The following is a 19,629-nucleotide window of genomic DNA, read 5'->3' as shown; positions in this document are numbered from 1 at the left end:
TCACAACGCCATTCATCTATCCACGAACCCCCGCAAAAGACAACAGGAAACCTCACATTTGGGAGCGCTCCCACAGCGGCATCACTCAATCTCCCACAAAGGTCCGGACCAACACCTCCGTCCGAGGTGAGCTGAACGCGCACGGGATCACCGCGGTCGCGGTCGATCAGCGGATCCGGCTCACGCGGTGTCGGTGCGCGCGGTTCGACGCCGCGCTGGACCCGCCGCCGTCGACCCGGTTCGGCCGGCGCCCGTGCGCAGGGTGGCAGCACGGGCCTGAGCCGGAGCCCTCGGAGCCTGGTGGGAAGAAGAAGCGGGCGTGCGGCGAAGTGTGGGAGAAAGCTGGTCGTCGGCTGGAAGGCCCCACATGTCAGAGGCGAACGCATGACGGCGGGAACGGGCGAGCGGGTGACCGATGCCGAGCTCGCCGCCCGGTTCCTGCGGGAACCGGAACAGTTCACCGAGGTGCACGATCGCTACTTCGCGCCCATCTACCGGTACGTGGCCGGCCGCCTGGACCCGCAGACCGCGGAGGACATCGCGGCGGAGACGTTCCTGATCGCGTTCGACCGGCGGAGCACGTTCGACGCCGAACGCGGTGACGTGCGGGTGTGGCTGTTCGGCATCGCCACGAACCTGGTGGCACGGCACCGCCGCAAGGAGGCCCGCCACTACCGGGCGCTGGCGCGGGTCGACGTCGAACCGGACGTCGAGGGGCACGAGAACGCGGTGGTCGCGTCGGTCGAGGCCCGGCGGTTGCGCCCGCTGCTCGCGAAGGCGCTGGCCGGGCTGTCGCAGGGCGAACGGGACGTGCTGCTCCTGGTGTCGCTCGGCGGGCTCGGCTACCAGGAGGTGGCCGTGGCGCTCGGCATCTCCTCCGGCACGGTGGGCTCCCGGCTCACCCGTGCGCGCAAGAAGCTCAACTCCGCCCTCACCAACCCGGAGGCCCTCGATGGATGACCTGCAGGCGCTGCGCGCCGCGCTGGCCGCGGACGACCCGTCCCAGGACGTCGTCGACCGCAGCCGGCACCTGCTGCAGAACCGGGTGCGGGGAGGCCGTGCCTCCCGGAAGCGGGCCGGGTGGTTGACCGTCGGCGTCGGGCTGACGGTCACCGCGGCTGCCGCCGCCCTGGCGTTCTCGACCCTGCCGGCCCCGCCCGGCGGCCCGGCGACCGCGCTGGGCACCGGCACGCCGACCGAAAGCCCGCCGGCGGCAGCCGTCAGCGCGCCGGAGATCCTCCTCGCCGCCGCCACCTCGGCCGGGCGCTCCCCCGAGGGATCGGGCGCCTACTGGCACGTGACCGCGAGGTTCGCGGGCGAGCGCGCCCGGGTGGACGAGTACTGGATCAACCCGGACGGCCGGGCGTGGTTCCGGGGTGTGAGGACCGGGGGCAAGGTCGTCCCGATGGGCGAGCGCCGGCCGAAACCGTTCCCGCTGGTGGCCGTCGACCTGTCGCTCGAGGAACTGCGCGCCCTGCCGACGGACCCGGGCGCGTTGAAGTCCTGGATCGCCGAGGCCGTCGAGCACGCCGACGCGCGGACGAGCGCCGGCGGGCGCCTCTCCGCCGTCGGCCGGGCGGAGGCCACGTTCTACTCGTTGATCGCGCTGGTGTCCACCGTGCCGGCGCCGCCCGAGGTCCGGGCCGCGGCGTTCCGCGCCATCGCCTCGTACCCGGACGTCGAGAGCACCGGCGCGGTGCCGGGTGGGCAGGGCCTGGAGCTGCCCAGGGGCGAGCGGCTCGTCGTCGACCCGGCGACCGGCCGGGTGAACGGGACGTCGATGTTCATCACCTTCGACAGCCGGGTCTACGCGACGGCCGACCTCGGCGGCGCCGGCGTCGACGCCGAGTGGACCGACACCCTGCCCGAGTAGTCAGGCCGCGCACTTGTCCTGGCCCGGGGAGAGGGCGGCGCGCACCTCGCGGCTCAGTTCGCCGCCGCGCACGAGGTCGGTCGCCTTCTCCAGGTCCGGGGTCAGGTAGCGGTCGTCGGCCAGGGGCGCGATGTGCCGGCGGACGGCCTGGTGCAGCCGGTCCGTGCCCCTGCCCAACGGGAACGCGGCCATCTTGTCCTTGATCAGGTCGATGCCCTGGGCCGCCATCATCACGTGCACCGCCAGCACCGTCTCCAGGCGGTCGAGGTTGGCGTGCAGGGCGCGGACCGAGGCCATCGCCATCGTGTTGTGGTCCTCCTGCCCGAACTTCGCCGGACGGGACAGCGTGCCGGCGGGCGTGGCCAGCTGCTGCATCTCCGGCACCAGCGCCACCGCGACGGTCTGCACCTGCACCATGCCCGAGTTCAGGCCGACCTCTCCCCCGGCGAGGTTGGCCGGCAGGTGGTAGCTCCACTTGTCGGACAGCAGCCGCGCGGACAGCTCCTGCGACAGCACGCCGAGGTCGGCGATCTGGGCGTTGAGCGAGTCGATCTCGTGGCCGAGCAGCGCGGCGTCCCAGTTGCCGCCCATGACGAACTCGTGGCCGCCGCCAGGCTTGGCGAACACCAGCGGGTTGGACGTGGAGGCGTTGGCCTCGCGCTCGATGTGGCCGCGGGCGTCGGTCAGCCGTTGCCGCAGCGCTCCGACGATGTGCGGGGTGGCGCGCACCGACACGGCGTCCTGGATGCGCGGGCCCTCGTCGCTGATCGCCTTGCGCCCCTCCTCGGTCATCCAACCCGTGCCGCAGATCAACGCCCTGGTGACGCGGGCGGCCTCCACCTCGGCGGGGATGCGCCGCTCGTCGTGGGTCCGGGCGTCGAACGCGCCCTGTTCGGCCCTGGTCGCCTCCAGGAACAACGCGAACGCGCCGTCGTAGGTGTCGATCAGCCGTTCGGCGCGCACGACGGCGTCGACGTACCGGGCGGTGACCACGCTGCTCCCGCTGATCAGCGGCAACGCCTCGCCCTGCGCCAGCTGGAACGTGGGCGCGACGCCTGCCGCGGCGAGGATCTCCGGCGCGGGCGCTTCCCGGCCCTTGAAGCGGGCGGGCGCGGGTTCGCCGGTGAGCACCAGACCCGCCGCGGCCATCGGCTGGAGGTCGCCGGTGCCCAACGACCCGATCTCCGGCATCCGCGGCGTGACGCCGGCGTTGACCAGCTCCAGGATCCGGTCGACGAACTCCGGCCGCACCCCCATCGCGCCGCGTGCCATCGTGTTGGCCCTCAGCACCAACGCCAACCGCGCCACCCGGTCGTCCAGCGCGGGGCCGACACCGGCGGCGTGCGAGCGCAGCACCCGGCGCTGGAACTCCACCCGGTCGGCCTCGGGCAGCGGCTGGTCCTTCAACGGCCCCAACGCCTGGTTCCACCCGTACACGCGCTGCCCGGCCGCGAGCGCCGCCTCGGCGCCCTGTCGGGTCTTGACCATCTCCTGGCGGGCCTTCAGGCCGAGGCGGACGGTGACGCGGTCGGCTTCCAGCACCTCCACCAACTGCGACCACGTCAACGAATCGCCGTCCAGCTCCAGCGCGGGCGCGTGCTGCCGGGTCACCACGTCGGCCGGCGCGGCGGCCGTGCTCGACACCGTGACGGCGCCGACGGCGAGGACGACCAGAAACCGCCACGGGACCTGCATTCGTGCTCCTACCCTCGCTCGCGGACCGGGTTCACGCCCGGGATCTTGGCACCGGGAGCGTTCCTGGGCCGGGCGTGAGCGCGGGAACCGAACGATCGGGTGACGGACACGGCTCGAGATCGACGGATCCTGCCCGTCGGACCCCGGGGTGGGCTGGAACGGGTGGGTGCGGTCTGATGGGAAGCGGTCCGGCGGTACCGACAGCTCGCGCACGACCAGGTCCCCGGACCACGCAACCGCAGCGAGGAGGAGCACGGGTGAGCACCAAGGCCAGCGAGAAGGTTCCGTCCCCCGACGCGTCCCGCGAGGAGGTCTTCGCGTGGAACGCGGCCGTCCTGGAGGAGTACCGGGCCAACGGCGGCCGGGTCGGCGGTGCGATGACCGGCATGGACCTGCTGCTGCTGACCACGACCGGCGCGCGGTCGGGCAAGCCGAGGAGCATCCTCACGCTCTGCTACGGCGACGGCGACCGCTACCTGGTGGTGGCCAGCAACTTCGGCAAGCCGCGCCACCCGGACTGGTACCACAACCTGGTGTCCACCCCCGAGGTCACCGTCGAGGTGGCAGGCGAGCAGTTCGCCGCCGACGCGGTCGTCCTGCACGGCGCGGAGCGTGATCAGGCGTTCGGCACGGTGGTCGGTCGGTACCCCTTCTACGCGGACTACCAGGCCGGCGTGACCCGCACGATCCCGGTGGTCGCGCTGATCCGTGCCGATCGGGCCTGACACCAATCGATACGCTCCCCGCCACGCCTTCTCGTTGCGCAACATCTTCGCTACGGTCGCCCGGGAGCGTTCCCAGGCCCAGTGTCGGACCGGATCGTGGAGGAACAGGTGCACACCACCCGCTATCGGTCGGCGATCGCCGGCGTGGCCGTCGTCGGCGTCACCGCGGCCCTGACCGCCGTCACCGTGCCCGCCCAAGCGGCCGTCGGCTGCCGCGTCACCTACCAGGTGGCCAACCAGTGGTCGGGTGGTTTCGGCGCGAACGTGAGCGTCACCAACCTCGGCGACCAGGTCCCGAGCTGGCGGTTGACGTGGACGTTCGCCGCCGGTCAGAAGGTCACCCAGCTCTGGAACGGCACGGCGAGCCAGTCCGGCGCGCGGGTCCAGGTCGACAGCGTGAGCTGGAACGGCCGCCTCGGCACGGGCGCGAGCGCCGGGTTCGGCTTCAACGGCTCGTGGACCGGCTCGAACCCGGTGCCCGTCGACTTCGCGCTCAACGGCACCCCGTGCACCGGGACCACCGTCACAACGACCACCACAACGACCACCACGACCACGACCACGCCGCCGGTGTCCGACATCCTCGGCCGGACGCACACCGTCGGCCGGGTCCGTGCCACCGCGGACGCGGCGCGGTACACGTGGCCCGGTGTCTACTTCGAGAGCCGCTTCCGCGGCACCGGTGTCGGCATCGTGCTCAACGACGCCGCCAACGACTACGACGTCCAGGTCGACGGGCGGAACGTCGCCTCGCTGGTCACGCCCGGCCGGGTCACCCGGTGGATCAACGGCCTGGCCGACGCCGAGCACACCGTCCGGCTGGTGAAGCGCACCGAGAGCGCCTGGGCCAGCGGCGAGTTCGGCGGGTTCCTGCCCGCCGCCGGCGGCGAGATCCTCGCCAAGCCCGCCGCGCGCACCCGCCAGGTCGAGTTCATCGGCGACTCGCTGACCGCCGGCTACGGCAACACCTCCACCACGCGTGACTGCTCGGCCAACGGCGGCGTCGACCGCAACACCAACACCGACCTCGCGTTCGGTCCCCTCACCGCCCGAGCCCTCGGCTCCGACTACCAGGTCAACGCCCACTCGGGCCGCGGCATGGTCCGCAACTACAACGGCAGCGACCCGGACACCACCTTCCGCACCTACTACGACCGCGGCCTGCAGAACGTGCCCGGCGACGTGTGGCGCAACCCCGACACGTGGCGTCCCCAGCTCGTCGTCGTCGGCCTGGGCACCAACGACTTCTCCACCGCCATCAACCCCGGCGAGCCGTGGACCCCGGACAGCCTGACCGCCGCCTACCGGACCGCGTACCTGGGCTTCCTCGACAAGCTCCGCGCCCAGTACGGCCCCGACACCGTCATCGTGGTCAGCGCCACGAACCTGTTCGCCGAAGCCGCCCGGCAGGTCGTCACCACCCGCAACGCGGGCGGCGACGACCTCGTGCGCTTCTGGAACTACGACGACCCGAGGCTCGACCGGCTCGGCTGCGACTGGCACTTCTCCCTCAACGACCACCGGCTCATCAGCGGCATGCTCACCGACTACATCGCCACCCTCCCGCTCGACTGGTGACCGGCGCGACTAGGGGCGGAAGACGGTCAGCGTGGTCGGGCCGGTGAGGCTGGAGATCCCCGCGCCGGCGCACTGCAGGACGTCCGGCGTCACCAGCACGGCCACCTGTTCCGCGCTCGCGCCCGCGAACGTGCCGCTGGTGATCAGGCCCGTGTTGGTGATCACGGCCTGGCCGGCGACGTCGCTGACCGTCCAGTTGTAGGCGAACGTCGTCGGCGCGGCCAGCGGATTGCTCCACGTGTACGTGCGTGACGCCGCGCCGGCGGTGAGCAGCGTCGCGCACGACACGGTGTCGGTGAACGCCTGGCCGTAGGACCCGCTGGGCGCGACCAGGTTCGTGCAGGTGGGGAAGACCCCGGTGAGGTTGCCGCGCACGACCTGCGGCGTGTTCGTGATGGGCGGGTCGTAGGTGACCGCCCACGTGCCGACGCAAACCTGCTCCACGGCCACCGCGTCGGCCGCGCCGGTCGTCGCGACCACGCTCCCGGCCACCATCAGCACCAACGCCGATAACATGCCCGACTTCCTCGCCATGACACTCAACCCTTCCTCGGTAACGCCCTACTCACAGCCGATGCCGTCCTTGTCGGAGTCCAGACCGTACTCGTCGGGACCGATGACCTTGATCGGGCCGGTCACGTACGCGGGGCCGTTGCCCTTGCCGGGTTTGCAGTCGACGTCGCTCGCGATGGGCACGCACGGCTCGTAGCTGGCGTGGCAGCCCTGGTTCGGCGCGGGCGGTGGCGGGGTCTGGGGTTCCGGATTTGGCTGGGGGTTGGGTTCCGGATTCGGCTGGGGGTTGGGTTCCGGATTCGGCTGCGGGTTGGGCTGCGGTGCCGGTTCGACGGTCGTGGTCGTTGTTGTTGTTGTGGTGGTTGTTGTAGTCGTGGTGGTGGTGGCGGCGGTCGTAGTCGTGGGCGGCACGGTGGTTGTTGTGCCGGGCGCGGTCGTGCTCAGCGTGGCAGCCGAGTCCGTTGTGGACGGTCGCTCCTCGACGAGGGTCCCGATGACGACGAACAGGAACACCACCGCACCGGCGGCGATCCACACCGGACGGCGGGACTTCCGTTTCACCGGAGGGGTGAACGTCTCCGGGGGCACCGCGGCCGACGGGTCGCGCGGCAGGTGGACCACGATCTCGTGGCCGCGCTCGCCGACCTTGACCACCGCCTCGCAGCCCGGCTTCTCACCGGCGTCGATCACCTGGCCCATGATGTCCGCGTAACGCCGTGACATCAGGTACGTCAGCTCGCCGACCCGCCGGCCGTCCAACCTGACTTCGATGGCGTACTGGCCCTGGTACTTGCCGGAGTTGATCGTGCACCACGCCAGTTCGACCACCACGCGCCAGCTCCCGCCCGGCGCGACGGGATACCTCGCCAGCCACGCCTGGTGGTCTTGCTCGCCGGTGACGACGACCGGAACCTCGGCCTTCAGCACGAACAGACCTGCTGCAGGGTCCTCCATGAGGCACCCCCTCTAACACCGGACGGACGTGTACGCATGTCATCGGCGCGGTTCTGACTACCGTTACCCACTCGAAGAGTGACTGAACACTCATCAGGGCGTACACACCCCCTTCTCAGCTTCGCTTGACATGGATCCCTCCGCACGGTGAGCTGTAGAAATAGTGAGTGACTGACCAATCACAAACCTGGAGCCGTCGTGAGCGCCCCTGCTGCCCTCGAACGCCGAACGTCCTCGCCGACCACCGCCCTGACCGCCTCCGCGGTGCTGGCGGTGGCGAACGCGATCGCCTTCCTGGCCCTCGCCGGCCGGCCCAACCCGGGCATGGCGGCCCTCTCGGTCCTCCCCCTGGCGGCAGCCGCACTGCTGTGGCAACGGGTCCGGGTCGCGCCGGTCGTGACGATCGCCGTGGCGGCCCTGGTCGTGTTCATCCGGCCGGTCGACCTCTCGTTCGACCTGGTCCGCCCCGGTGACGTGCCGCCGTTCGCGGTCGCGGCGGCACTCGTGGCGGCGGCCGGGGTGGCAGTGGTGTCGTCGCTGGTCCTGATGTTGCGACCGAGCGCGGGCAACGGAGAGCGGCTCGTCGGGCTCGGCGGTGGCGCGGCCGTCGGGGTGGCGTTGGCGGCGACCTTGCTGGTGGTGTGGCCGCAGTCCGACGACACCGGGTCCCTGACCGACGAGGAGCTCGCCGCGCTGCCGACCGTGGACATGACGAACTTCAAGTTCTCCCCCGCCCAGCTGCGCGTCGGTCGCGGGCAGCCGGTGGCGTTCAAGTTCACCAACGACACCGACGACAACCACACGTTCACGATCACCGAGCTGGGCGTCGACATCGAGGTGCCCAGTGGTCGGACCCGGATCGCCGTCGTGGACGCCCGACCGGGCCAGTACGCGGTGCACTGCGCGGCCGGTGACCACGAGGAGAAGGGCATGGTCGGCCGGTTGACCGTCACCGAGGACGCGCTGACGTCCGCCGCCGCGCCCGAGACGTCCTACGGGGCGCACCACCATGGCTGAGCGGAAGATGTCCCGTCGGACCGCGCATCGCGGGCGGCCTGACCGCCGGAGCGCTCGTCGCGGGCGGTGTGCCGCTCCTGCGTGCGACCCTCGCCGCGCCCGGGCCCACCGACGGCCCGGCACTGCCCCAGCATCCCACCCTGCCGTTGCACGCGAGCGCGGACGGCGTGCTGCGCGGCGAACTGGTCGCCACCGCGGCCGGGAACTCCCTGCGCTACAACGATTCCGCGCCCGGCCCGCTGGTCAAGCTCCGCGAAGGCGACCGGGTGCGGCTGGGGTTCCGCAACGACCTCGACGCCGACAGCAGCCTCCACCTGCACGGCCTGCCGCTCGCACCGGCGGTGGACGCACCGCTGACCCACCTGCCGCCCGGCGCGACGAGCACGCAGGAGTTCACCGTGCCCGACGGCGTGGCCGGCACCTACTGGTACCACCCACACGCCCACGGTGACGTCGAACGACAGCTGCTCGCCGGCCTGGCCGGACCGATCGTCGTCACCGGCGCGACCGACGAACTGCTGAAGTCGTGCGACGACCGGCTGCTCATGTTCACCCGCACCGGCCAGGACATCAGCGTCAACGGCGCCGTGCGGCCCGTGCTCGCACCCATCAGCGGCCGGACCCGACTACGCCTGCTCAACGCCACCGCCGGCGATCACCTGCTGGTCGGCGTGCTGCGATCAGGTGAGCGCACTCCGGTGCACCTGGTCGCGACCGACGGCGGTTTCGTCGCCGAGCCGGTCGAGCCGGCCGAAGTCCTGCTGGCGCCCGCCGAACGCGCCGAGGTGCTGGTGGACACCACCGTCGCCGGTCGCCTGGAACTCACCGCGCTGCCGTACTCGGCCTACGGCGAGGGCGGCGCCGCGAGCACCGCGTTCCGCCTGGCCGCACTGGACGTGCCGGCGGGCCTGCCGCCCGTCGCCCTGCCCGCACGGCTGCGCGACGTGGAGGCGCTGGACGAGGCGAAAGCCGCGCGCCGCCGCCGGATCGTGTTCGGCGGCGCCGGGACCGACCACTTCACGCTGGACGGCAAGACCTTCGACCACCACCGCGTGGACCTGGAGGCCCGCCTGGACACGCTGGAGGTCTGGGACGTCGTCAACGAGCACACCACCGACCACCCGTTCCACCTGCACAGCTACTCGTTCCAAGTCCTGTCCCGCAACGGCGCTCCCGAACCCCTGCGAGCCTGGCGCGACACCGTCAACGTCCCACCGGGCGGCACGGTCACGATCGCCGTCCCGTTCCGCGGCGAACCGGGCCGCACGGTCTACCACTGCCACATCGCCTCCCACGAGGACCTGGGCATGATGGGAGTGATCGAGGTCCTCGGGTGACAGCCCTCAACCCGGGCCCGGGCGGCGATCCGGGGCGAAGCGGTGCGGACGACCGGGTCGGCGGATGGCGGCCGTGCGGCCGGAACGGGAGCGTTGCGGTTACGCAAACCTGGGGAGGTTCTCGTCCATGAGACGCACAAGATCCATCGCCGCCACGCTCACCGCCCTGCTCGTCGGCACTGCGCTCGCAGCCGTCGCACCACTGCCCGCCGCCGCCGCGCCCACCGACGACACCGTGATCAACCAGAAGCTGCAAGCCCTGGTCCAGCCGGTGCTGACCGCCTCGGCCAACGGTCAACTCCGCGCGCTCGTGCGCTACCTCGCCGGCAGCCGATCCCACGGCGACACCGACGCGCTGTTGCGGGAGGTCGTCGAAGCCGCCGAGGACTCCTACGTCGTCAACCCGTACGAGCCGTGGTGGGTCGAGCTGAAGACCGCGGTCGCGAGCTTGCGGAGCGTCAACGGCTTCTCCTACGAGCCGCAGATCCACATCCCCAACGCCGACGAGGGCGTCACCACCGGTGACAACGTCGTGCTGACCGTGGCGCCCGCCGACGAACGGGCCACCAGCGCTCCCGGCTACGTCCTCTCCCCCACCGGCGGCGTCCGACAACTGCCGTACGCGATCGACGAGGGCTACGCCGCGACCAAGGAGGTGTGGGTGCTCTCGGTCCACGAACCGACCTCCGCCCTGCCGGCCCTCCAGGCGGAGGAGGTGAGCGGACAGGCGGTGTGCGACCCGACCGGGTCGCGCCGCGACAACGGTCTGGAGCACCTGCACCAGTGGCGCGTGCCGGACCGCACCGCGTTCGGCAGCTGGTTCGAGGGCGAGCGGGAGATGCGGGTGCTGGTCATCACCACCGCGGGAACCGTCCTGCGCCGGATCGCGCTGCCCGGCGTGGACCAGGAGGACATCGGCTCGTGGCAGTCGTCCGGGGTCTTCGTCACCACGTGGGACCGCTCGGCGCACGGCGACGTGCTCGCCTACCAGTGGTACGAGGAGGACGGCGGTCCGCAGGTCGACGTGCCCCTGTCCATCCCGACCCCCGGCGGCACGATCGACGCGAACGTCACCTGGAGCCGGCGCGACGACAACGCGGGCCACGCCGTGGTGCGGTTCGCCGACTCCACGCACCGCGAGTACGACACGGGTCAGGTCCGGTTCACCACGTGCAGCCAGGGCGGCGACGGCATGACGGGCAACCTGGCGTGCGCGAGCATCGCGTCGGCGTCCAGCACGCACGTCGGCTACTCCCCCGGGCGCGTGAACGACTGCGTCCGCGACACCCTGCTGGGCGGCGCGCACAGCTGGGCCAACGCGCCCGGCACGTGGCCGCCGACCGGTCCGGAGTGGGTGCAGGTCGACTTCGGCAGCGCCAAGGCGGTCCGCCGGGTCGTCGTCCACACCAGCGAGGGCTACCCGATCCGGGCGTTCCAGGTGCAGGTCTGGGACGGCACGGCGTTCGTCACCGTCGCGGACGTCACCGACAACACGTCCTTGAGCGTCTCCCTCATCTTCCCCGCCCGGACCTCGCGACTGGTCCGGATCAGCGCCTCGCAGGGCCCCGCCCACCAGCCCGGCTATGTGCGGGTCAACGAGCTGGAGGTCTACTCGACCTGACCGAATGCGATCGTAAGCACAATTCGCTTGTTCGAACGCACATGATTTGCGACCGTTGCTCACGTGAAGAGCGCCGACCGCCACCGGGTGATCATCGAACGGCTCCGCTCCGGCGCGCAGGTCGCCGTGGCGGAGCTGGCGGCGGCCACCAGCGCGTCGGAGATGACCATCCGCCGTGACCTGGACCTGCTCGCGGCGGGCGGTGTGCTCCGCCGGGTGCACGGCGGTGCGGTGCCGCTCAGCCCGGCGGGCGTCGAGCCGCCGTTCACCGCGCGCACGGCGACCGCGAACGACGCGAAGCGCGCCATCGCCGCGGCGGCCGTCGGGCTGATCCGCGACGGCGAGACGATCGTGCTGGACAGCGGCACGACGGCGGTCGAGGTGGCCAAGCTGCTGCGTGGTCGCCCGGTCACCGTCATGCCGCTGTCCCTGCACGCGGTGCGCGAGCTGCTCGACGCGCCCGAGGTGCGGCTGCTGCTGCCCGGCGGTGAGCCGAGACCCGGTGAGCTGGCGATGGTCGGCCCGCTGGCGCTGGCGTCGCTGCGCGCCCTGCGGTTCGACGTCGCCGTGCTCAGCCCGTGCGCGTTCGACCTGGTCGCCGGGCTCACCGCGCACAACCTGGCCGACGCCGAGGTCAAGCAGCAGGCCATGGCCGTGTCCGGCCGCACGATCGTGCTCGCCGACGCCACGAAGTTCGACCGCACGGCGCTCGCCCACGTCTGCCCCGCCGACCGGCCGGACGTGCTGGTCACCGATTCCGACTCCCCCGCCGACCTGCGCCGCGAGCTGTCCGCGCGCGGGGTGCTCGTGCACGTAGCCGAACGACTGGAGAACCTGTGACGACCGCCCTGCCGCGCGCCGCACGCGTCGCGACGTGGATCTACTTCACCCTCAACGGGTTCGCCGTCGGCCTGTGGGTGGTGCACATCCCGAACGTCGAACGCGCGACCGGCATCTCGCACAGCACCCTCGGCGGGCTGCTGCTCGTGCTCGGCGCGGCGGCGTTCGTCGGCATGCAGGTCGCCGGTCCGCTCGCCGACCGGCTCGGCCAGCGCAAGCTCCTGCCCGCGGCCGGGGTGCTCCTCGGCATCGCCCTGTTCTTCCCGGGCCTGGCCACGTCGTGGTGGACGTTGGGCCTGGCCCTGGCGTGCTTCGGCTTCGGCAACGGCACGATCGACGTGGCGATGAACTCCCACGCCGTGGTCGTGGAACGGGCCTACCCGCGGCCGATCATGGCGTCGTTCCACGCGATGTGGTCGATCGGCGGCGCGATCGCGGCGGTCGTCGGCGCGGTGACGTTGAGCGCCGACGTGCCCACGACGGTGACGTTGAGCGCGTGCGGCGTGTTCACCATCGTGGTGTCGCTGCTGACCGGCCGGTTCCTGGTGGACGGCCGCCCCGAGCCGGAAGCGGCCTCGCCGGAGGCGCCGGCGACCAAGCCGTCGACCAAGCTGGTGTGGCTGCTGGGCGCCATCGCGTTCGCGATGATGCTCGCCGAGGGCGTCGCCAACGACTGGGCCGCGCTGCACGCCGAGGACGTCCTCGGCACGTCCACCAGCACGGCGGCGTTCGCCTACGGGTCGTTCGCGGTGGCGATGACCGTGGGCCGGTTCGCCACCGACCGGGTCGCCGCGCTCGTCGGGCCGGTCGCGATCGTGCGGTACGGGGCGGCGCTGGCCGCGTTCGGGCTCGTGCTCGTGGTGTTCTCGCCGTGGGTGTGGTTGGCGTTCGCGGGCTGGGCGTTGTTCGGCCTGGGGCTCTCGGGCAGCGTGCCGCAGCTGTTCTCCGCCGCGGGCAACCTGGACAAGAGGTCGTCGGGCGCGTTGATGGCCCGGGTCGTCGGTCTCGGCTACGTGGGTCTGCTCGCGGGTCCGGCGTTGATCGGCGGTCTGGCCCACTGGATCCCGCTGAACGTTGCCTTCCTCGTGCCGGTGGGGCTGTGCCTGCTGGCGGTGGGCTTCGCCGGCGTCCTCGCACCGCGCCCGGCTCCGACCGAGGAGCAGATCGGGTCGCGCTGACCAGCGTCGCCTGACAGCCGCTCAGCCACCCGGGCCCGCTCGACGCCGACCACCGGGCGCGACCGACCTCGAACCCCTCCGGTCACCAGCGCGGGGACGCGGATCCGTCCGGTTCCAGGCCGAACTCCACGACCCAGTCGTAGAGGTCTGCGGCCTCTTCGTCGACTGCGTCGTCGCGCAGGCTCTCCGCCCTCTCGACCAGGAGGCCGGATTTCCCGGCGTTGGCGGCCCGAAGGGCGAGGTCCCACTCTCCGTCCCCGTAGCGGAGGTACATCAATCGCTTCACACCTTCTTCATAATCGGCTTCCAGCCCTCGGAAGGCCGACTCCTCGGCTCCCCTGCGGTCACCGGACTCCTCCCGGAGCTGGACCAACGTCACCAAGCCGTCGGTCCAGCGGGATCCCAACCCCCGTGCGGCCAGGGCGTCGGCGCTGTCGTGCTCGCCGGCCGCTTCGCGCAGCGTGATCAGCTTGACCAGCGCTCCGGTCGCCACGACCGATATCCCACTGGCATCCAAGGCTCGGATCGCCGCCTGTTCGGCACCGACGTGGTCACCGGCTCGTTCAAGCCGCTCGGTCGACCACGCCAGAGCGTCCGGATCACCGGCGTCCGCCGCGTACTGGAGGAGGTCGTCGACGTCCGCATCAGGATCGGTTTCCTTCCGCGTCGCGGCGATCTCGCTCAGTCCGCGAGGAGAACCGCAGTCGGCGGCGCGGTAGGCGAGTCGCTCGGCTTCGGCGTGATCGCCGTTCCTCTCGGACTTCAGTGCCTCGTCGGACAAGGTGAACCCGTCACCGGCGTCGACGGCGCGCTGCACGAGCCGATCGGCATCGGCCTCGTAGCCGTTTCTGCGCCGCGACCTCGCCAACGTGGAGTACACACCGGGACGGCCCGCATCCGCGGCGAGCGCGGCCATCTCCTCGGCTTCGGCTCGGTGACCCACCCCCTCCAGGTCGTCGGCGACCTCCCACAGCACGTCGGGGTCGTTCGCCGCGGCACGCACCGCCAGGCGACGCGCCGCCGCGCAGTCCCCTCGTCGAGCCCGAGCCGACGCCAACCACTTCAGCGGTTCGAAGAAGCCAGCATCGGCGGCCCGGTTCGCGCACCGTTCCGCGCCCTCGGCCTCACCCGCCTCGTCACGTGCCCTCGTCAGGTTGCCCAGGGCGAACCGGTCGCCCGCTCTGGCCGCGCGCAGCGCGAGTTCCTCCGCCTCGGCGTGCGCTCCGAGTTCCTCCCGACGCCTGGCCCAACGCGCCAGCGCCCAACCGTCGCCCGCCTCCGCGACACGCTCAAGGGCGTTGTCGGCCTCCGACGTCCGGTTCTCCTGACGCAACAAGTGGTCCACTCGCATCACGGCCAGCGGGTAACCCGCTCGGGCCGCCCGGCGGTACAGCTCCTCCGCCTCACCGCTGTTCCCGAGGAGCTCCGACTCCATCGCCATCATGGCCACGAGCCCGGGGTCGCCCTCCTCCGCGACACGACCACGCAGCGCGGCGGCGATCCTCAGACGATGGCGTTCGCGGGCGTGCATGGCGAGGAACGCGACGTCCACCACAGCGGCGTGCTGACGTGCGGCGTCCCAGAAGCCCCGGGGTGGTACCAGGTACCGGCGGGTGCGCTGGCCGTGGTCTTCGAGGTAGTCGTCCAGCCGGACGGTCTCGTTCGCCGCGTTCCCGGGCAGGGCCGGCCGGCGGTGGAACACGCGTGCGGCGGCTGCCGTGCGGGGCGAGGTGAGCGTCTCCACCGCCTTGGCGAACCACTCCGGGTCGCCCAGGTAGTCGCGTTGTTCCCAGTCGTCCAGGTAGGCGGGTGCGGCGTGCCGGAGCATCTCGACCGGCAGCCATTCGTTCACGAAGCCGAGGCGGCGGGCGTCCATCGCCGCGTGCACGACCGCGAGCACATGAGGCGGCGCGTGCTCGTAGAGGTCCATCAGCTCGGGCACGCCCGCCAAGTACTGCGTCAACGCCACCTTCGCGGCCTGCCCCCCGCCGGCCGCGTCGGCGGCGGCGACCGCCTGCCGGACCCGGCTGTCGGTGCTGGCGCGAACGGCGTCCAAGTCGGCGCCGCTGAACTCACCGGGGACCCGGATCGTGTGCCCGGCCAGCAGCGCACGGGCGTCGGCGAAGCGGTCCGGCTCACCCTCGCGCGCCTGTCTGGTGATCTGGTCGTGGTACTGCGGCCAGAGGGTGCCCAGCACCAGGATCGGGCGGCTCTCCGGCCGGGCGAGCAGCGCCCGCAGCCCGGCGGCGATCGCCGAGGCGACGTCCGGCGGCGGGTCGATCAGGTACCGCTGCGCCTCGTTCAGCCAGACCACCGTGCGCGGACCCACCCCCGACAGCTGGTCGAGGAAGTCCCGGGCCGAGAGCACCTGGCCCGCGGGCCAGATCCGCCAGCCGGCCCGCGCCAGGCTGGTCGGCCTCCGGCGCCACCACCGCCCGGCGGGCGTGCCGACCGGGCGTCGCAACACTTCGAACAGCGCCCTGGACTTGCCGGACGTCGATCCGTTCACCAGCACGGCGATGCCCGACTCCGCGGGATCGGCGAGCGCGCCCGCCACCACGCCGTCCAACAGCGCGTCGTGCGCACGGAGGAAGTAGGGTGGCAGTTCGCCGGAGTCGGACGGGCGGGGCTTGAGCGTGCGCCGGACCTCCAGCGCCGACGGCGGGACGTCGCGCACCGGACTCCCGACAGCCCTCGCGGGCTCGGGCCGGTTCCCGGGCCCACGCGACCGCCGCAACGCGGCCAGGCTCACCAGCAGACCCATGACGGCGGGCACCAAGCCCACCACCCCGGCCACCATGCCGATCACACCGGCGCGCTGGTCCTGCTCCTCCAACGACAACGACAGGAACCAGCCCACCAGCCGGCTCAGCGGCGGCACCCACCAGGGCGTCGACACGATCATCGCCACCACCGCCGACAGCCACCACAGCCAACTCCGACTCGGCTTGCCCGCCATGCCACCCCCTGCCACCCGCCGAGCCTAGGACCCGCCCTCGACGCCACCGGAGGGCGGCCGGACAGTTTCACGTCGACGAGACGCGACGGTCCGTTGGAACCTACCCACCGGGCTGAGCGGCACGTGGGCAGGTCCCCGGCGAACGGCGTGCCGATCTTCGAGCGTGGTGATCGGACCGGGTTGACCCGGAAGGGCTAGGGTGGGTGGCCGGACCAGCGACGAGGATCTCCACAGCATGGCGCACCCATCCCACCCGTCCCGACCCGTCCGCGCGGTCCTGGTGGAGGACCACCACCTGGTGGCCGAGGCGATCCGGCTGGCCTGGGCGGACTCGGGCGAGGTCGAGGTCGTGGCCACGGTCGGCTCGGTGGCCGCCGCGATGGTCGAGGTCCGCAAGCACCGACCAGCCGTGGTGCTGCTGGACCGCAGGCTGCCCGACGGCGACGGCCTGGACGCGATCGCCGGCTTCGAGGAGTGGGGCGCGCGGGTGCTGGTGCTGACCGGCGAGGCGACCGTGTCCGTCGCCGCGCGCGCCGCCGAGGCCGGCGCCGCGGGCCTCGTGCTCAAGTCCGCCCGCCTGGAGGAGCTGACCGACGCCGTGCTGCGGGTGGCGGCCGGTGAGGTCGTGTTCAACGGCGGGCTGCTCGCGGGTGTGCTGGACAAGCTCACCGGCCGCGCCAAGGGCGACGGGGTGCCGCTCACGGTCCGCGAACGCCAGGCGCTGCTGCTCATGGCCGAGGGCGCGAGCACGGACGAGATCGGCGAACGCATGGGCGTCGCCCGCAACACCGTGCGCAACCACGTGCAGCGGGTGCTGGAGAAGCTCGGCGCCAGGTCGAAGCTGGAGGCGGTGGCGATCGCCCGCCGCGACGGCCTGCTCGACTAGTGCAGCTGCACTAGTGCCAGCGGTGACGGTGCGTCTGGGCGCGGACCGCCCGATGCCGCACAGTACGAACGTGGACCTCTCGGTGTCTGGCCCGGTCGCCGAGTTCAGCGCGCCGATCGACCGGGGAGCGGCGGGCCTGGCCCGCGACTTCGTCCGCAAGACCCTCACCGACCTCGGCTACCTCGGCGACCACGGCGACGTCGTGCTCGTCGCCTCCGAGCTGGTCTCCAACGCCCTGCGGCACACCGCCACCATCCCCGTCATCCGGCTGGCGGGCGACGCGCGCCGGCTCCGGGTCGAGGTCGAGGACGGCAGCCCCGTCCTGCCGCGCCCACGGCTGACCGCCACCGTCGGCGGGTGGGGCCTGCAGCTCGTCCAGCAGCTGACCACGGCCTGGGGCGCGCACGCCGAACGCGGCGGCAAGGTCGTGTGGTGCGAGATGACCGCCGACGTCGCGTTCTGACGTCGGGAGCGCCGGCCCGTGGCACCGCGGCAGAGCATCGTGCACAGTGACGCCATGGCCGCTGATCACCCCGCCCAGCCCACGCTCGAACCACCGGCCGAGGACGCGTACCGCCTGCTCGTGGACAGCGTGATCGACTACGCCATCTTCATGCTCGACCCCACGGGCCGGGTGATCAGCTGGAACGTGGGAGCGGAGCGGATCAAGGGGTACTCGGCCGAGGACATCATCGGCCGGCACTTCTCGACCTTCTACCCGCCCGAGGACCTCGACGCGCGCAAGCCGTGGTACGAGCTGGAGGTCGCCGCCGAGGTCGGCCGGTTCGAGGACGAGGGCTGGCGGCTGCGCAAGGACGGCAGCCGCTTCTGGGCCAACGTCATCATCACCGCCCTGTTCGAGAAGTCCGGCCGCCTGCGCGGGTTCGCCAAGGTCACCCGCGACATGACCGAGCGGATGCGGGCCGAGGAGGCGCTGCGGGCGAGCGAGGAGCGGTTCCGGCTGCTCGTGCAGGGCGTGATCGACTACGCCATCTTCATGCTCGACCCGACCGGCCGGGTGATCAGCTGGAACGCGGGAGCGGAGCGGATCAAGGGGTACTCGGCCGAGGAGATCGTCGGCGAGCACTTCTCGACCTTCTACCCGCCCGAGGACCTGGTGGCGCGCAAGCCGTGGCGCGAGCTCGAAGTGGCCGCCGAGGTCGGCCGGTTCGAGGACGAGGGCTGGCGGCTGCGCAAGGACGGCAGCCGCTTCTGGGCCAACGTCATCATCACCGCCCTGACCGACGAGGCGGGCCGCCTGCGCGGGTTCGCCAAGGTCACCCGCGACATGACCGAACACCGACGGGTCGAGCGGACGTTGACCGAGCAGCGCAGGCTCGTCAGCCACCTCGTGGAGGCGCAGGAGCTGGAACGGCGCCGCATCGCGTGGGACGTGCACGACGATTCGATCCAGTCCATGGTCGCCGTCGGCATGCGGCTGCAACTGCTGGCCAACCGGCTGCCCGCCGAGGACGCCGCCGTCGTGCGGCAGCTGGACGAGGCGGTGCGGGCGTCCATCGGACGGCTGCGCAACCTGGTGTTCCGGCTGCGCCCGCCGGAACTCGACCGGCACAGCCTGGCGCAGGCCCTCGACCACTACCTCACCGACGTCGCCGGACCGTGGGGCATGACCTACCGGCTGCGGCACGCGCTGGACCAGGAGCCGCCCGCCGAGTCCGCGATCACGATCTTCCGCATCTGCCAGGAAGCGCTCGTCAACATCCGCAAGCACGCGCGGGCGTCCGCGGTCGAGGTGTCGTTGACCTCGGTCGACAGCGGCACGCTGGTGGAGGTCGCGGACAACGGCGTCGGTGTCGGTGTCGGGTCAGGCGTCGACACCGACGCGGGCGTGCCGTCCGACCGACCGGCGTTCGACCACTTCGGCATGATCGAGATGCGCGAGCGCGCGGAGACCGCGGGCGGCTGGTGGTCGGTGGGACGTGGCCCCGACGGCGGCACGGCGGTGCGGTTCTGGATCCCGGACTCACCCGGCGGTGAGCCGTGACGGACCCGACGCTCAGCGTGGTGATCTCGGACGACGACCCGATGATCCGCGACGCGTTGCGCGAGGTGCTCGACGCCGAGCCGGACTTCGAGGTCGTCGCGGTGGCACGGGACGCGGACGAGGCGATCGAGCTGGTCGAGCGCCACTGCCCCGCCGTCGTCGTGCTCGACGTGCGCATGCCCGGCGGTGGCGGTGGCCGGGCCGCGCGGGAGATCAGGCTCCGGTCGCCGAACACCGGGATCCTGGCGCTGACGGCCTTCGCCGATCGCGAGGCGTTCCGCGAGTTCACCTCGGCCGGTGTCGGCGAGCACCTGGTCAAGGGCGTGTCGAACAGCGACATCGTGGCGGCCGTCCGCCGGTTGGGACGGCTGGGGCGCGACGGTCGCAGGGGTGCGTCTCCGCTACCCGGCACGTAGCGTCGGCCTGGTACAACTGTGGTTCGACACCG

At 72.1% G+C, this 19,629-nt stretch carries 17 protein-coding genes; 13 read left to right on the top strand and 4 right to left on the bottom strand.

Annotated elements, in window-relative coordinates:
- The first annotated feature begins 384 nt into the window (after window positions 1–384).
- Entirely contained in the window at window positions 385–960 is a 576-nt protein-coding gene (locus tag AB0H12_RS36805) for an RNA polymerase sigma factor (RefSeq protein ID WP_499629229.1), read from the top strand.
- A complete protein-coding gene (locus AB0H12_RS36800; RefSeq protein ID WP_499629227.1) occupies window positions 953–1,873 on the top strand; it encodes a CU044_5270 family protein in 921 nt (306 codons plus the stop codon). The genes AB0H12_RS36805 and AB0H12_RS36800 overlap by 8 nt, the downstream gene beginning before the upstream one ends.
- Here the strand turns inward: AB0H12_RS36800 and AB0H12_RS36795 are convergent, their stop codons facing one another.
- Complete coding sequence (locus tag AB0H12_RS36795) at window positions 1,874–3,568, bottom strand: HAL/PAL/TAL family ammonia-lyase (RefSeq protein WP_499629225.1); 1,695 nt, start codon at window positions 3,566–3,568, stop codon at window positions 1,874–1,876.
- A 257-nt stretch (window positions 3,569–3,825) separates the two neighbouring features.
- Between AB0H12_RS36795 and AB0H12_RS36790 the strand changes: the two genes are divergently transcribed.
- Together AB0H12_RS36790 and AB0H12_RS36785 are read left to right on the top strand one after the other, a co-directional pair.
- Entirely contained in the window at window positions 3,826–4,293 is a 468-nt protein-coding gene (locus AB0H12_RS36790) for a nitroreductase family deazaflavin-dependent oxidoreductase (RefSeq protein WP_499629223.1), read from the top strand.
- Between the two features lie 108 nt (window positions 4,294–4,401).
- Window positions 4,402–5,871 (top strand): cellulose binding domain-containing protein, encoded by a 1,470-nt coding sequence (locus AB0H12_RS36785; RefSeq protein WP_499629221.1) that lies wholly within the window; start codon window positions 4,402–4,404, stop codon window positions 5,869–5,871.
- 9 nt (window positions 5,872–5,880) lie between these two features.
- On the opposite strand, the gene AB0H12_RS36780 is transcribed toward AB0H12_RS36785, so the two are convergent.
- Both AB0H12_RS36780 and AB0H12_RS36775 read right to left on the bottom strand, forming a co-directional pair.
- A complete protein-coding gene (locus tag AB0H12_RS36780) occupies window positions 5,881–6,405 on the bottom strand; it encodes a hypothetical protein (RefSeq protein ID WP_499629218.1) in 525 nt (174 codons plus the stop codon).
- Window positions 6,406–6,432: 27 nt separating this feature from the next.
- On the bottom strand, window positions 6,433–7,338 hold the full coding sequence (locus AB0H12_RS36775) for a hypothetical protein (RefSeq protein WP_499629216.1): 906 nt from the start codon (window positions 7,336–7,338) through the stop codon (window positions 6,433–6,435).
- A 198-nt stretch (window positions 7,339–7,536) separates the two neighbouring features.
- Between AB0H12_RS36775 and AB0H12_RS36770 the strand changes: the two genes are divergently transcribed.
- The 5 genes from AB0H12_RS36770 (at window position 7,537) to AB0H12_RS36750 (ending at window position 13,331) form a co-directional block, all read left to right on the top strand.
- Entirely contained in the window at window positions 7,537–8,355 is an 819-nt protein-coding gene (locus AB0H12_RS36770; RefSeq protein ID WP_499629214.1) for a cupredoxin domain-containing protein, read from the top strand.
- A gap of 68 nt (window positions 8,356–8,423) precedes the next feature.
- Entirely contained in the window at window positions 8,424–9,692 is a 1,269-nt protein-coding gene (locus AB0H12_RS36765; RefSeq protein ID WP_499629212.1) for a multicopper oxidase family protein, read from the top strand.
- A 127-nt stretch (window positions 9,693–9,819) separates the two neighbouring features.
- A complete protein-coding gene (locus AB0H12_RS36760; RefSeq protein ID WP_499629209.1) occupies window positions 9,820–11,313 on the top strand; it encodes a discoidin domain-containing protein in 1,494 nt (497 codons plus the stop codon).
- A gap of 63 nt (window positions 11,314–11,376) precedes the next feature.
- Window positions 11,377–12,153, top strand: a complete 777-nt coding sequence (locus AB0H12_RS36755; RefSeq protein WP_499629207.1) for a DeoR/GlpR family DNA-binding transcription regulator — start codon at window positions 11,377–11,379, stop codon at window positions 12,151–12,153.
- On the top strand, window positions 12,150–13,331 hold the full coding sequence (locus AB0H12_RS36750; protein WP_499629206.1) for an MFS transporter: 1,182 nt from the start codon (window positions 12,150–12,152) through the stop codon (window positions 13,329–13,331). The genes AB0H12_RS36755 and AB0H12_RS36750 overlap by 4 nt, the downstream gene beginning before the upstream one ends.
- Window positions 13,332–13,413: 82 nt before the next feature.
- On the opposite strand, the gene AB0H12_RS36745 is transcribed toward AB0H12_RS36750, so the two are convergent.
- Window positions 13,414–16,305 (bottom strand): hypothetical protein, encoded by a 2,892-nt coding sequence (locus tag AB0H12_RS36745; RefSeq protein WP_499629204.1) that lies wholly within the window; start codon window positions 16,303–16,305, stop codon window positions 13,414–13,416.
- Window positions 16,306–16,525: 220 nt separating this feature from the next.
- Between AB0H12_RS36745 and AB0H12_RS36740 the strand changes: the two genes are divergently transcribed.
- From AB0H12_RS36740 to AB0H12_RS36725, 4 genes are all read left to right on the top strand, one after another.
- Entirely contained in the window at window positions 16,526–17,176 is a 651-nt protein-coding gene (locus AB0H12_RS36740; RefSeq protein ID WP_499629202.1) for a response regulator transcription factor, read from the top strand.
- A gap of 70 nt (window positions 17,177–17,246) precedes the next feature.
- A complete protein-coding gene (locus AB0H12_RS36735; protein WP_499629201.1) occupies window positions 17,247–17,639 on the top strand; it encodes an ATP-binding protein in 393 nt (130 codons plus the stop codon).
- 54 nt (window positions 17,640–17,693) lie between these two features.
- Window positions 17,694–19,181 carry a PAS domain-containing sensor histidine kinase gene (locus tag AB0H12_RS36730; RefSeq protein ID WP_499629199.1) on the top strand — a complete coding sequence of 496 codons (1,488 nt, stop codon included), beginning with the start codon at window positions 17,694–17,696 and terminating at the stop codon, window positions 19,179–19,181.
- Entirely contained in the window at window positions 19,178–19,597 is a 420-nt protein-coding gene (locus AB0H12_RS36725; protein WP_499629196.1) for a response regulator, read from the top strand. The genes AB0H12_RS36730 and AB0H12_RS36725 overlap by 4 nt, the downstream gene beginning before the upstream one ends.
- Window positions 19,598–19,629: the final 32 nt, after the last annotated feature.

Source organism: Actinosynnema sp. NPDC023794, from assembly GCF_040639675.1.
GTDB lineage: Bacteria > Actinomycetota > Actinomycetes > Mycobacteriales > Pseudonocardiaceae > Actinosynnema > Actinosynnema luteola.
The sequence above is the reverse complement of the archived record's forward strand: the minus strand, read 5'-3'. Positions and strand labels throughout refer to the sequence as shown.